8 protein-coding genes are annotated in these 13,944 nt (G+C 69.5%); 6 read left to right on the top strand and 2 right to left on the bottom strand.

The features are described 5' to 3' along the window. Positions 1 to 54: 54 nt before the first annotated feature. Positions 55 to 1,584 (bottom strand): helix-turn-helix domain-containing protein, encoded by a 1,530-nt coding sequence (locus ACRAS8_RS08700; protein WP_438485372.1) that lies wholly within the window; start codon positions 1,582 to 1,584, stop codon positions 55 to 57. Between the two features lie 100 nt (positions 1,585 to 1,684). Between ACRAS8_RS08700 and ACRAS8_RS08695 the strand changes: the two genes are divergently transcribed. The 3 genes from ACRAS8_RS08695 (at position 1,685) to acnA (ending at position 6,214) form a co-directional block, all read left to right on the top strand. Further along, the gene (locus ACRAS8_RS08695; protein ID WP_438485371.1) at positions 1,685 to 2,677 is read left to right on the top strand and encodes a DUF1648 domain-containing protein; all 993 of its coding nucleotides are present in this window, start codon (positions 1,685 to 1,687) and stop codon (positions 2,675 to 2,677) included. Position 2,678: 1 nt separating this feature from the next. Next, entirely contained in the window at positions 2,679 to 3,038 is a 360-nt protein-coding gene (locus ACRAS8_RS08690) for a GntR family transcriptional regulator (protein WP_018536974.1), read from the top strand. Between the two features lie 455 nt (positions 3,039 to 3,493). After that, positions 3,494 to 6,214, top strand: coding sequence for an aconitate hydratase AcnA (gene acnA, locus ACRAS8_RS08685; protein WP_438485370.1), 2,721 nt, complete (start codon positions 3,494 to 3,496; stop codon positions 6,212 to 6,214). Between the two features lie 262 nt (positions 6,215 to 6,476). Here the strand turns inward: acnA and ACRAS8_RS08680 are convergent, their stop codons facing one another. Beyond that, positions 6,477 to 9,896, bottom strand: a complete 3,420-nt coding sequence (locus ACRAS8_RS08680) for a GH92 family glycosyl hydrolase (protein WP_438485369.1) — start codon at positions 9,894 to 9,896, stop codon at positions 6,477 to 6,479. Between the two features lie 506 nt (positions 9,897 to 10,402). Here ACRAS8_RS08680 and ngcE point away from each other — a divergent pair. The 3 genes from ngcE (at position 10,403) to ACRAS8_RS08665 (ending at position 13,709) form a co-directional block, all read left to right on the top strand. Further along, positions 10,403 to 11,836 (top strand): N-acetylglucosamine/diacetylchitobiose ABC transporter substrate-binding protein, encoded by a 1,434-nt coding sequence (gene ngcE / locus ACRAS8_RS08675; RefSeq protein ID WP_438485368.1) that lies wholly within the window; start codon positions 10,403 to 10,405, stop codon positions 11,834 to 11,836. A gap of 62 nt (positions 11,837 to 11,898) precedes the next feature. Next, entirely contained in the window at positions 11,899 to 12,822 is a 924-nt protein-coding gene (locus tag ACRAS8_RS08670) for a carbohydrate ABC transporter permease (protein WP_438485367.1), read from the top strand. A gap of 11 nt (positions 12,823 to 12,833) precedes the next feature. Then, entirely contained in the window at positions 12,834 to 13,709 is an 876-nt protein-coding gene (locus tag ACRAS8_RS08665) for a carbohydrate ABC transporter permease (RefSeq protein WP_438485366.1), read from the top strand. Positions 13,710 to 13,944: the final 235 nt, after the last annotated feature.

Raw genomic sequence — 13,944 nt, 5'->3', positions numbered from 1 at the left:
CCTTTCCTGACCCGCTTCACCACAGGTCACACAGGACGCGGCGGCATCCGCGTATCAAATGTCCCGGAAGATCTCGATCTGGGCGCCGATCGAGTTGAGGCGTTCGGCGAGGTCCTCGTAGCCGCGGTTGATGACGTAGACGTTGCGCAGGACCGAGGTGCCCTCGGCGGCCATCATGGCCAGCAGGACGACGACGGCGGGGCGGAGTGCCGGGGGGCACATCATTTCCGCGGAGCGCCAGCGGGTGGGGCCGTCGACCAGGACGCGGTGCGGGTCCAGGAGTTTGACCTGGGCGCCGAGGCGGGTGAGGTCGGTGAGGTAGATGGCGCGGTTGTCGTAGACCCAGTCGTGGATGAGGGTCTGGCCCTGGGCGGTGGCCGCGATGGCCGCGAAGAACGGGACATTGTCGATGTTGAGGCCCGGGAAGGGCATCGGGTGGATCTTGTCGAGCGGGGCCTGGAGCTTGGAGGGGCGGACCGTCAGGTCGATGAGCCGGGTACGGCCGTTGTCGGCGCGGTACTCCGTGCTGCGCTCGTGGTCGAGGCCCATCTCCTCCAGGACGGCCAGCTCGATCTCCAGGAACTCCACCGGGACCCGACGGATCGTCAGTTCCGACTCGGTGACGACGGCCGCCGCCAGCAGGCTCATCGCCTCGACCGGGTCCTCGGACGGCGCGTAGTCCACATCACGGTCGATCTTGGCGACGCCGTGGACGGTGAGGGTGGTGGTGCCGATGCCGTCGACCCGGACGCCCAGCTCCTCCAGGAAGAAGCAGAGGTCCTGGACCATGTAGTTGGAGGAGGCGTTGCGGATGACCGTGACGCCGTCGTGCCGGGCGGCGGCCAGCAGCGCGTTCTCGGTGACGGTGTCGCCGCGTTCGGTCAGGACGATGGCGCGCTTGGGGGCGACGGTGCGGTCGACCTCGGCGAGGTAGGTGCCGTCGGTCGCGGTGACCTCCAGCCCGAAGTGCCGCAAAGCCGTCATATGGGGCGTGACGGTCCGGGTGCCGAGGTCGCAGCCGCCCGCGTACGGCAGCTTGAAGTGGTCCATCCGGTGCAGCAGCGGACCGAGGAACATGATGACGCTGCGGGTGCGGCGGGCCGCCTCCATGTCCATGGCGTCCAGGTCGAGTTGGGCCGGCGGCACGATCTCCAGGTCGTTGCCGTCGTTGATCCAGCGGGTGCGGACGCCGATGCTGCCCAGCACCTCCAGGATGCGGTAGACCTCCTCAATACGGGCCACCCGCCGCAGAGTTGTGCGGCCCGCGTTGAGCAGCGTCGCGCACAGCAGCGCGACGCAGGCGTTCTTGCTCGTCTTGACGTCGATGCTGCCGGACAGCCGGCGTCCGCCGACGACCCGCAGATGCATCGGTCCGGCGTATCCGAGCGAGACGATTTCGCTGTCCAGGGCTTCGCCGATGCGGGCGATCATCTCAAGGCTGATGTTCTGGTTGCCGCGTTCGATGCGATTGACCGCACTCTGGCTGGTGCCGAGCGCCTCGGCGAGCTGCGTCTGTGTCCAGCCACGGTGTTGCCTGGCGTCACGGATGAGCCTGCCGATGCGTACGAGGTAGTCGTCTGCCATGGGGTGACCGTATCTCAGATATGAGATTGATGCGTGATTGCGAGGTCCTCTCGGGGTTGTTCTAGTACTGTGCGAACAACTGGAGGTCGCCATGGTCGTCATGAAGCAATCCGGGGCATCCGCCCCATCCGCCGGCACCCGTCGGCGGAGCTGGCTCGCCGCCGCGCCGTTCATCGTCGTCACCCTCGCCCTCGGCGTGCTCTACACGTGCGTCGCCGGCCGGCTGCCCGACCGGCTCGCCACCCACTTCGGCCTCGACGGCCGGCCCGACGGCGACGGCTACTCCTCGCCGCAGGGGTTCCTCGCGGAGTGCCTGGTGGTCCTGTTGGTGCTCGGCGCCGGCACCGGCCTGCTCGTCCGGGGCCGGATGCCCGCGTGGGGCGGGCGGGTACTGGTCGGGACGGGCTGGTTCACCGCCGTCGTCCTGGGCGCTCCGGTGGCCGCGATCCTGCTCGGGAACGCCGGTGACGCCGGGCCGGGTGCGGTACGGCTCCCCGCCTGGGGGATCGCCGTCACGCTGGGAGCGGGCGCCGTGGCCGGCGTTCTGGGCTGGCTGCTGGCCGGCCCCGACGCCCCGGCGCCCCGCACCGGAACGGGCACCGCGGGCCGCCTCGACCTGCCCGCCGGCGTCCGGGCCGGCTGGTCACGCACCGTCAGCTCGCTGCCGATGGCCCTCGTGGGCGGTCTGCTGATGGCCGTCGGAATCCTGGAGGTCGTACTCGGCGCCCTGCTCGGCGGTGTGGCGATGGGCGTGGGCGGCGCGACGGTTGTGGGCTGCTGCTCCGCACGGGTGACCGTCGACCGGCGCGGGCTGACCATCCAGCCGGCCCTGCTGCCGTTCCCGCTGCGCCGGATACCGCTCGACAAGGTGGCGGAGGCGACCAGCCGCTCGATCGCGGCGCTCTCCGAGTACGGTGGCTGGGGATACCGCATCCGGCCCGGCGGCAGCGGCCTGTTGCTCCGTTCTGGAGAGGGTGTGGTGCTCCGCCTCACCAACGGCCGGGAGTTCGTGGTGACGGTCGACGACGCCGCCACCGCCGCCGCCCTGCTCAACACCTACCTCGACCGCCGGCGCTCCGGAGAAGGAGGCTGACGTGCTGTTCCGCGTCGACCCCGGTTCGTCCGTCCCGCTCGGCGACCAGATCGCCGCCTCGGTCCGCGGCGCCATCGCCGACGGCTCGGTCCGCGCCGGGGAGCGCCTCCCCGCCGCCCGTGCGCTGGCCGCCTCCCTCGGCGTCAACGTCCACACCGTGCTGCGCGGCTACCAGCGGCTGAAGGAGGAGGGGCTGATCGAACTCCGCCGTGGCCGCGGCGCGGTGGTCACCGGAGCCGCCTCCCCGGCCCGCGCCCGTCTCGGCGAGGCCGCCGAGCGGTTGATCGCCGAGGCCCGCCACCTGGGCCTGAGCGACGAGGAGATCGTGCGGGTGGTGCGGCTCGGCCTGGACGGCGGATGAGCCGGGCCCGGGAGGCGGTGGGAGTCGGCAGGCATCGGCCGGAGCCACCGTCGGCCACCGCCGCTCTGCTCCGCGCCGTTCTGACGGGACTTCAGGAAAGGATGCCGCTCCGGAGCTCCGGCGCCTTCCTCGGCCCGGTGATCGCCTCCCTCGGCCCGGTGATCGGCCGGACGCCGGCCGCGTACGGGAGCGGCTGATCCGCGGGGAGATGCGGGGAGACGCGGGGCGCCTCGGGGCCGTGCCGGGCGGCCGGGCGCAGCGCGGCGGGCCGTCGGGGCATGACCCGGCAGCAGCGATGTACTAGAGTTATCTCGACATCGAGATATCTGCCGGAAGGCGTACCGCTGCCGTGAATAGTTAGGCGCACCTAACTTAGGTTCACCTTAGCGGATCGGCGACGAACCTGTGACGGCAGGATTGCGGTGGTACGCGCGAAATCATTGAAGGAGACTGTCGTGTCGGCGAACAGCTTCGACGCCCGCAGCACGCTGCAGGTGGGCGACGAGTCGTACGAGATCTTCAGGCTGGACAAGGTGGAGGGCTCGGCCCGTCTGCCCTACAGCCTCAAGGTGCTGCTGGAGAACCTGCTCCGCACCGAGGACGGCGCGAACATCACCGCCGACCACATCCGTGCCCTCGGCAACTGGGACTCCCAGGCGCAGCCCTCGCAGGAGATCCAGTTCACGCCGGCCCGCGTGATCATGCAGGACTTCACCGGCGTCCCGTGCGTCGTGGACCTGGCGACCATGCGTGAGGCCGTGAAGGAGCTGGGCGGCGACCCGGCGAAGATCAACCCGCTGGCGCCGGCCGAGCTGGTCATCGACCACTCCGTCATCGCCGACAAGTTCGGCACCAACGACGCGTTCAAGGAGAACGTGGAGCTGGAGTACGGCCGCAACCGCGAGCGCTACCAGTTCCTGCGCTGGGGCCAGACCGCCTTCGACGAGTTCAAGGTCGTCCCGCCGGGCACCGGCATCGTCCACCAGGTCAACATCGAGAAGCTCGCCCGCACGGTCATGGTCCGCAACGGCCAGGCCTACCCCGACACCCTCGTCGGCACCGACTCGCACACCACCATGGTCAACGGCCTGGGCGTGCTGGGCTGGGGCGTCGGCGGCATCGAGGCCGAGGCCGCGATGCTCGGCCAGCCGGTCTCCATGCTCATCCCGCGCGTGGTCGGCTTCAAGCTGACCGGCGAGCTCAAGCCGGGCACCACCGCCACCGACCTCGTGCTGACCATCACCGAGATGCTGCGCAAGCACGGTGTCGTCGGCAAGTTCGTCGAGTTCTACGGCGAGGGCGTCGCCGCCACCTCGCTCGCCAACCGCGCCACCATCGGCAACATGTCGCCGGAGTTCGGCTCCACCGCCGCGATCTTCCCGATCGACGACGAGACGCTGAACTACCTGAAGCTGACCGGCCGTTCGGAGCAGCAGGTCGCGCTGGTCGAGGCGTACGCCAAGGAGCAGGGCCTCTGGCTGGACCCGGCCGCCGAGCCGGACTTCTCCGAGAAGCTGGAGCTGGACCTCTCCACCGTCGTCCCGTCCATCGCCGGCCCGAAGCGCCCGCAGGACCGCATCGTCCTCGCCAACGCCGCCGAGCAGTTCAAGCGCGACGTCCTGAACTACGTCTCCACCGTCGACGAGGCCGAGCTGGAGTCCTTCCCGGCCTCCGACGCCCCGGCCATCCACCCCAACGGTGGCGCGCCGTCCAACCCGGTCACCGTGACCGCCCCCGACGGCACGACCTACGAGCTGGACCACGGCGCCGTCACCGTCGCCGCGATCACCTCCTGCACCAACACCTCGAACCCGTACGTCATGGTCGCCGCCGCCCTGGTGGCCAAGAAGGCGGTCGAGAAGGGCCTGACCCGCAAGCCGTGGGTCAAGACCACCCTCGCCCCGGGCTCGAAGGTCGTCACCGACTACTTCGACAAGGCGGGCCTGACCCCCTACCTCGACAAGGTCGGCTTCAACCTCGTCGGCTACGGCTGCACCACCTGCATCGGCAACTCCGGCCCGCTGCCGGAGGAGGTCTCCCAGGCCGTCAACGACCACGACCTGGCCGTCACCTCGGTGCTCTCCGGCAACCGCAACTTCGAGGGCCGGATCAACCCCGACGTCAAGATGAACTACCTGGCGTCCCCGCCGCTGGTCGTCGCCTACGCCCTCGCGGGCTCCATGAAGGTGGACATCACCACCGAGGCCCTGGGCATCGACCAGGACGGCAACCCGGTCTACCTCAAGGACATCTGGCCGTCCGAGGCCGAGGTCAACGACGTGGTCGCGAACGCGATCGGCGAGGACATGTTCAACAAGTCCTACGCCGACGTCTTCGCGGGCGACGCCCAGTGGCAGGCGCTGCCGATCCCGACCGGCAACACCTTCGAGTGGGACGCCGAGTCCACCTACGTCCGCAAGCCCCCGTACTTCGAGGGCATGCAGATGGAGCCCGCGCCGGTCCAGGACATCTCCGGTGCCCGCGTGCTGGCCAAGCTGGGCGACTCGGTCACCACCGACCACATCTCCCCGGCCGGCGCCATCAAGGCCGACACCCCGGCCGGCAAGTACCTCACGGAGCACGGCGTCGAGCGCCGCGACTTCAACAGCTACGGCTCCCGCCGCGGCAACCACGAGGTCATGATCCGCGGTACGTTCGCCAACATCCGCCTGCGCAACCAGATCGCGCCGGGCACCGAGGGCGGCTACACCCGCGACTTCACGCAGGCCGACGCGCCCGTCTCCTTCATCTACGACGCCTCGCGCAACTACATCGAGCAGGGCATCCCGCTGGTCGTCCTGGCCGGCAAGGAGTACGGCTCCGGCTCGTCCCGCGACTGGGCGGCCAAGGGCACCGCGCTGCTCGGCGTCAAGGCCGTCATCGCCGAGTCCTACGAGCGCATCCACCGCTCCAACCTCATCGGCATGGGCGTGCTGCCGCTGCAGTTCCCCGAGGGCGCCTCGGCGCAGTCCCTCGGCCTGACCGGCGAGGAGACCTTCTCCTTCGCGGGTGTCGAGGAGCTCAACAACGGCACCACCCCGCGCACGGTGAAGGTCACCACCGACACCGGTGTCGAGTTCGACGCGGTCGTCCGCATCGACACCCCCGGTGAGGCGGACTACTACCGCAACGGCGGCATCATGCAGTACGTGCTGCGCAGCCTGATCCGCAAGTAACCAGCACACGGCACGGCACCACACGCCACGCCACGAGGGCCGCACTCCCCGCACGGGGGGGTGCGGCCCTCGCGCTGTGCCGCGAACGGCTGGGGGAGCGACTGGGAGAACAGCTTGGTTTGGCCGCCCCAGTGGGTGCCGATCTTCTGGCGGGGCGCGAACGGCTTCCCTTCCGCCCGACTCCGTCTCTCTTGTTCCGCCTTGTGATCCTTCCGACACCGGGCGCCGGGCGGCGTGAGCGTCTGGCCTCGAAGGCCCCGTCTCACGGGCGCTGCCCCAGCAGTTCGACCTCCGCCAGGGTCGTTGGCTCGGGGAAGGTGAGGCGGTAGTGGTGGTGGGTGGTGGGGGTGGGGAGGGCGAAGGGGCGGGTTTGGTGGGACCAGGGGAAGTGTTGGTTGGTGCGGTGGTCCAGGGGGGTCCAGTGCACGCCGTCGTCGGAGGCTTCCAGGAGCCATTCGTGTGGGGCGGTCGGGGTGGTGGCGGAGGTGAGGGTGTAGGAGGAGACGGTGGCGCCGGCGGGGAGGGTGAAGGCGGCGCGGGTGACCGTGGCGGAGGTGGCGGAGGTGTCGTCGGTGAGCGGGCTGCCGTCCGGGACGGTCAGGTCGGAGGGCGGGACGGGGACCGTGTCGTCCTTGGTGAGCGAGGTGGGGCCGGCGTCCGGGCCGGTGGCCCAGCGGGACGGGCGGGGGCCCATGGCGAAGTCCAGGGTGCCGCCGCGGGCGAGCAGGGCGTGTGGCACTGCGGTGGAGTTCCACGGCGTGCCGTTGACCCGGAGGCTCTGGACGTAGACGTTGCGGGCGCTGTTGCGGGGCGCGTTGACGACGAGGTCGCGGCCGTTCTCCAGGTGGACGGTGGCCTTGGTGAAGAGCGGTGAGCCCACCGCGTACTCGCCCTGGCCCATCACCAGCGGATAGAAGCCCAGGGCGCTGAAGACGTACCAGGCGGACATCTCGCCGTTGTCCTCGTCGCCCGGGTAGCCCTGGCCGATCTCGCTGCCCAGGTAGAGCCGGGAGAGCACCTCGCGGACCTTGGCCTGGGTCTGGTACGGCTGCCCGGCCGCGTCGTAGAGGTAGGCGATGTGGTGGGCGGGCTGGTTGCTGTGGCCGTACATGCCCATGCGGACGTCGCGGGCCTCGGTCATCTCGTGGATGACGTCGCCGTAGGAGCCGGCGAACCGCTTCGCTGCGGTCTCCGGCGTACTGAAGTAGGTGTCCAGCTTCTTCGCCAGGCCGGCCCGGCCGCCGTAGAGGGCGGCCAGTCCGCGGGTGTCCTGCGGGGCGGCGAAGGCGAAGGTCCAGGCATTGGTCTCGGTGTAGTCGTAGCCCCAGACGCGGGGGTCGAAGCGGTCCGGCGGCAGCCGCCAGCCGCCCCGGGCGTCCCGGCCCTGGAAGAAGCCGACGCGGTCGTCGAAGAGCCGCACGTAGTTCCGGGCCCGGCCCAGGAAGTACGCCGCCTCCTCCTTGTAGCGGGGGTTGTGGGTCCTGGCGTACAGGGCTTGTCCCATCCGCGCGATGCCGAAGTCGTTGAGGTAGCCCTCCAGCGCCCAGGACGCGCCCTCGCGGGTGTCGGTGCTGGTGTAGCCGAGGAACGGCGCGGTGGTCATGCCCTTGCGGCCGACGCCGGCGGAGGGCGGGGCGACCGTGGCGTTCTTCACGGCCGCGTCGTAGGCCGCGGCGGCGTCGAACGGCACGCCCTTGACGTAGGCGTCGGCGAACGCGACGTCGGAGCTGGTCCCGGTCATCAGGTCCGCGTAACCGGGCGAGGACCAGCGGGAGATCCAGCCGCCGTCCTTGTACTGCTGGACGAACCCGTCCGCCAGCCGGCCGGCCCGGCCGGGGGTGAGCAGTGCGTAGGCGGGCCAGGTGGTGCGATAGGTGTCCCAGAAGCCGTTGTTGACGTACACCGCACCGTCGACGATCTTCGCGCCGGTGCGGGTGGGGGTGTCCGGGCCGGCCGGCGGGGAGAACGGGCTGGCGTGGCGGATCCGCGAACCGACCTGCTCCGAGCCGGAGTTGGGGTAGAGGTAGAGCCGGTAGAGGCTGGAGTAGAGGGTGGTCAGCTGATCACGGGTGGCGCCCTGCACCTCGACGCGGCCGAGCAGGGCGTCCCACTGGGCGCGGGCGCGGTCCTGGACGGCGGCGAAGGAGGTGCCGTCGGGGATCTCCCGGGCGAGGTTGGCCTTCGCCTGCCCGACGCCGATCAGCGAGGTGGCCAGCCGCAGCGTCACGGTGCGGTCCGCACCCGGCCGCAGCTTCAGATAGCCGGTGACGTCCTTGCCCCCTCCTCCTTCCAGCCGCCCGCTCGCGGTGACCGGCGCGTCCACCACGCCGTAGACGAACAGTCGGGTGGCGCCGACGGAGAGGCCGCTGCGGACGTCGGAGTAACCGGAGACGACGCCGTGCGCGGCATCCAGGGTCAGGCCGCCCTTGTTGTTGACGTTGTCGAAGAGCAGATCGGCGTCGGCGCCGGGGAAGGTGAACCGCATCATCGCCGCGTGGTCGGTCGGCGCGATCTCGGTGCGCAGGCCGTTGTCGAAGGTCACCGCGTAGCGGTACGGCCGGGCGGACTCGTGCTCGTGGTGGAAGGGCAGCGCGCGGCCGGTGCGCGAGGCGTCCGGGGTGCCGGCCGCCGTGGACGGCATCACCTGGAAGGTCTGCCGGTCGCCCATCCAGGGGCTCGGCTCGTGACTGGCGCTGAACGCCTGGAGGGTGGGGAGGTTGTCGGCGTTGTTCCGCCGCGCGTACTCGTAGAGCCAGTCGGTGGAGCCGGCGTTCGTCACCGGGGTCCAGAAGGTGAAGCCGTTGGGCACCGCGGTCGCGGGGAAGGTGTTGCCGCGCGAGAAGCCACCGCTGGAGAGGGTGCCGCGGGTGGTGACCGCGTAGTCGGAGAGGTGGGTGGCCGGCTTCTCCGGCGTCTTGGGGCCGATGGCGAGGTCGTCGAGCCAGCCGCGGAAGGCGGGCGCGGTGCGCGGGGCCCGGGGCGCGTCGTAGGCGAGCAGGACGCGCGCGATGGTCTTCCCGGCGGCGACCGCGCCGATCCGGGACTCGCGGTGGTTCCACTGGTTGACGTAGAGCGTCCTGGCGGCGGCCTGGCCCTGCGGGGTCAGCGGCGCGCCGTACTGGTCGGTCGCGGCCAGCTCGCTCAGGTACGTGCCGTCGGTGAAGGCCAGGTCGACCGCGACATGGGTGGCGGGGTAGTCGAGGTCGGTCCTGGCCAGCTCCGGGAAGAGCGCGTAGGAGAGCGTGGTGGCGGGGGCGACGAGGAGGTGCACCGCGAACAGCTTGTTGTACGAGTAGGCGCGGCCGGCGGCGGTGTGGGTGCCGGCGTAGCGCAGCGCGTGGCCGCCGGTGAATCCGGCGTGCGGCTTGGCGGTGGGGGAGTCGGCGGGGCCGGTGCCGGGCGCGGTGTTCATCCCGGGTGCGCCGGGCGTCGTTTCAGGGGCGACGCCGGCGGTTTTCGGGCGGCCGTCGGGGCCGGTCTCGACGGTGTCGGTCCAGTCCGGCGCCGGCTGGCCCGGTTCGAAGGAGGAGCGGAACTCCGTGGTGCTGCGCGGTGGTCGGGGCGGCGCGGCCTGCGCGGCGCCGGTCGCGGTGGGGGCGGTGACGACGAGCAGGGCGGCCGCCAAGAGGGCGGCTGGGCGGGCGAGCGCCCGCAGGGGACTGTGCCGGTGTCTGTGCCGCACGCGAGCCCTCTCAACGAGATTGACATCGTTGTCAGTTGCGTAGTGCAGAGACAAGTAAGGTGCGCACGGGGGCGGGTGTCAAGGGTGTGTGGGGCGGGCGGTGACCGTGTCGCGACCGCCGGTGCCTCCGGGGCGTCCGGCGCCGCCCGGTGGGCCTGCCGCCCTTCGCCGAGGACCCGCAAAGGGATGCCCGGGGCACATACCGGGGAGGTCTCAACTAGGGAAAGACTCCCGGCCAACCCGGTATCCGATCTTGCCGGTTCGGCCGGAAGTGGACTATACCTATCGCCTATCGGCGTCCGAATCCGGCCGTACACCAGATCCAGGGCCGGAATCCGGGGGAAAGCGGGGGCGGACGCATTTCCCGCACATCCCCGGGGCCTGATCCGCCGGACAAGCCCCGGCTCGCCCGGTGCACATCCCGTACAACTCAGCTTCATCTGACCTGCGGTGCCGGGGTGGTTCCGGTACACCGCCTGAGTCCTGAAGAAGGCGAGGACTTGAGCATGGGATCCACCTCAGAAGTAGGCCGTCGCGATCTGGTCAAGCGGGCCGCGGCCCTGGGAATTCTCGCGGTACCGGCGATGGGTGCCCTCACCTCCTGCGCCACCGGGGGTGGCGGCGGCTCGGACGACGGCATCAAGAACAAGGGCGCGACCTCCGCGAAGAATCCGCTCGGCGTGAAGAACGGGGCGCCGCTGGAGACCTTCATCTTCAAGGGAGGTCTGGGCGACCAGTACGCGAAGGACGCCGAGGCGGACTACGACAAGACCTACGGCGTCACCGTCAAGCACACCGGCACCCAGCAGATCGGCCCCAAACTCCAGCCGCGTTTCGCCGGCGGCAATCCGCCCGACCTGATCGACAACTCCGGCGCCGACCACCTGGATATGAACAAGCTGTCCGCACAGGGGCAGTTGCAGGATCTCACCGCACTGCTCGACGCCCCGTCTCTGGACGACCCGAAGAAGAAGGTCCGGGACACGCTCTACCCGAGCACCATCGAAAAGGGAAAGCACAAGGACGCCTTCGACGTCTTCTACTACGCCTTCACGGTGTACGGAACGTGGTATTCCCACAAGCTCCTGAAGGACAGGGGCTGGGCCTATCCCGCCTCCTTCGACGAGATGACCGCCCTCTGCGCCGAGATCAAGAAGGCCGGGATCGCCCCCTGGACGTATCCGGGAAAGTACCCGTACTACGTCCACTTCAACGTGTTCGCGCAGATCGCCAAGATCGGCGGCCTGGACAAGTGGATCGCCATCGACAACCTCGAACCCCACGCCTGGACCTCCAACGACGCGGTCAAGCAGGTCATCGGGCACTACGAGGAACTGGCCGCCAAGGGCTACTTCCTGCAGGGCAGCCAGGGCCTGACGCACATTCAGGCGCAGACCGCCTGGACCCGCGGCAAGGCCGTCTTCATCCCCAACGGCTCCTGGGTGGAGAACGAGGCCGCGCCCACCACACCGGCCGACTTCGACATGGCCGTCGGGGCGCTCTTCGACGGCGGCAGCGGCGACCGGATGCCGCACGGCACCCTGCGCGCCGAGCCCAGTGAGCCGTTCATCGTCGCCAAGGGCGGAAAGAACCCCGTCGGTGGCATGGAACTGCTGCGGATCATGCTTTCCAGGAAGCACGCCCAGAATTTCGCCACCAAGGTCAAGTCGCTGACGAGCGTGCAGGGCGCGACCGACGGAATGCAGCTCTCGCCCGGCCTGGCGTCCGCGGCGAAGGCCGTCAAGGAGGGCGGAAAAAACCTCCTGATGATCCAGCTGCAGGAGTGGTATCCGAAGCTGACCGACGAAAAGCTCGGCGGCCTCACCAGCCAGCTGCTCACCGGCGAACTCAAGGCCGCCGACTGGATCAGGAAGGCCCAGCAGTACGCGGACGAGGTCGCCAGGGACAGCTCCGTCACCAAGTTCCACCGCGCTTCCTGACCGGTCCGCCGACCGGGGTTCCGTCCACGTACCACCGCTGACGAGGGAGGGCCGGGAAGCTCATGCGACACGGCAAGTACCGATTCATCGCGGGGTTCCTGGCCCTGCCTCTGCTGATCTACGGGATCTTCGTGCTCTCGCCGTTCGTCCAGGCGTTCCAGATCTCCACCACGGAATGGAGCGGACTGCGCGGCACCGCCAGGAGCGTCGGGCTGGCCAACTACGGAAAACTGCTGCACAGCGACGAATTCTGGAACGCGCTCAAACACAACGTCGTCATGCTGGTGCTGGTGCCGATCGCCACCCTGGCACTGGGGCTGTTCTTCGCGTTCATGCTGAACGTCGGCGGCCGGGCCCGCCGGGGCGCCGTCATCACCGGCGTCCGCGGCGCGAAATTCTACAAGTTCGTCTACTTCTTCCCGCAGGTCATCTCGATCACCATCATCTCGGTGATCTGGTTCAACATCTACAATCCCGATCCGCACGACGGCATGCTCAACTCGCTGCTGGGCGCGGTCGGTCTGGATTCCGCCCAGAGCGCTTGGCTGGGGGAGGGCCGCCTGGCACTGGCCTGCATCATGGTCGTGATGGTGTGGGCCAACGTCGGCTTCTACGTCGTGCTGTTCTCCGCCGCCATGGCCTCCATTCCGCGGGACATCTACGAGGCCGCGCTGCTGGACGGTGCCGGCCGCTCGCACACCTTCTTCCGGATCACCCTGCCGCTGCTGTGGGACACCGTGCAGACGGGCTGGGTCTACATGGGCATCATCGCGATGGACGCGTTCGCGCTGGTGCAGATCATGTCGGTCAACATGGGCGGCCCGGACGGCGCGACCGACGTCGTCCCGCTCCGCCTGTACCAAACCGCCTTCCGCGACAGTCAGTTCGGCTACGCGGCGGCGATGGGCGTCGCCATGCTCGTCGTCACGCTGCTGTTCGCCGTCCTCACGATGCGCTTCGCGCGCCGTGAGCGGATCGAGTACTAGGGGCAGGGCGCATGACGAGACGAACCACCACGGCACGGCTGCGCCGGACCTCCGAGGGCGGCACGCTCAACGTCTTCTCGCACGGCATCCTCTTCGTGTGGGGCCTGATGGTGGGCCTTCCGCTGCTGTGGGTGCTGTGGAGCTCCTTCAAGAGCAGCGGCGACATCCTCACCACGCCGTGGTCCCTCCCGGGCCGGCTGCACTTCGAGAACTGGTTCAACGCCTGGGAGAAGGCGGACATCGGCCGGATGTTCCTCAACACCCTGATCGTGGTGGGCGGTTCGCTCACCGGGACGATGGTGCTGGGCTCCATGGCGGGCTACGTCCTGGCCCGCTTCGAGTTCCCGGGCAACCGCCTCATCTACTACCTCTTCGTCGCCGGCATGTCCTTCCCGGTCTTCATGCTGGTGATCCCGCTCTTCTTCGTGCTGCGGGACTTCCCCGGCGTCCCGCTGCTGGCGACGTACCAGGGCCTGATCCTCGTCTACATCGCCTACTCGCTGCCGTTCACGGTCTTCTTCATGACGGCGTTCTTCCGCACCCTGCCGACCTCGGTGGCGGAGGCGGCGATGATCGACGGCGCCTCGCACGCCCGGACGTTCTTCCAGGTCATGCTGCCGATGGCCAAACCCGGCCTGATCAGCGTCGGCATCTTCAACTTCCTGGGGCAGTGGAACCAGTACCTGCTGCCGATGGTCCTCAACCAGGACGAGAGCAAGTACGTGCTCACCCAGGGCCTGGCCAACCTCGCGCTCCAGCAGGGCTACCAGGGCGACTGGGGCGGGCTGATGGCCGGCATGATGATCGCGATGCTGCCGGTCCTGGTGGTGTACGTGATCTTCCAGCGGCAGGTGCAGGCCGGGCTGACGGCCGGTGCGCTCAAGTAGCACCGGTCACCTCGGCGGGGCGGTTCCGTACGGCAGTACCGGAACCGCCCTTTCCGTATGCCCCGCCGCGCCGTTGCCGCCCGCCCGCGTCATGTGTCCACCCGGGCTCAACGCCTTGACGAGACTTCCCCGCTGGAGTTCTGCTTAGAGTTCACATGTTGAATTCGGTTGCCGTCCCCCGACGACGTGGGTGCGGCCGGCGGGCAGTCGTCGCACTGTCCGCCAGAGGCGGGAG

The organism is Streptomyces sp. S186, from assembly GCF_051603415.1.
In the GTDB taxonomy this organism is placed as follows: domain Bacteria; phylum Actinomycetota; class Actinomycetes; order Streptomycetales; family Streptomycetaceae; genus Streptomyces.
This window is presented reverse-complemented; position numbering and strand designations above follow the sequence as displayed.

Bases quoted from the DNA above. Each gene is read 5' to 3' on its own strand.
- ACRAS8_RS08700 (WP_438485372.1), bottom strand. From the start codon at position 1,584: ATGGCAGACGACTACCTCGTACGCATCGGCAGGCTCATCCGTGACGCC.
- ACRAS8_RS08695 (WP_438485371.1), top strand. From the start codon at position 1,685: ATGAAGCAATCCGGGGCATCCGCCCCATCCGCCGGCACCCGTCGGCGG.
- ngcE (WP_438485368.1), top strand. From the start codon at position 10,403: ATGGGATCCACCTCAGAAGTAGGCCGTCGCGATCTGGTCAAGCGGGCC.
- ACRAS8_RS08670 (WP_438485367.1), top strand. From the start codon at position 11,899: ATGCGACACGGCAAGTACCGATTCATCGCGGGGTTCCTGGCCCTGCCT.
- ACRAS8_RS08665 (WP_438485366.1), top strand. From the start codon at position 12,834: ATGACGAGACGAACCACCACGGCACGGCTGCGCCGGACCTCCGAGGGC.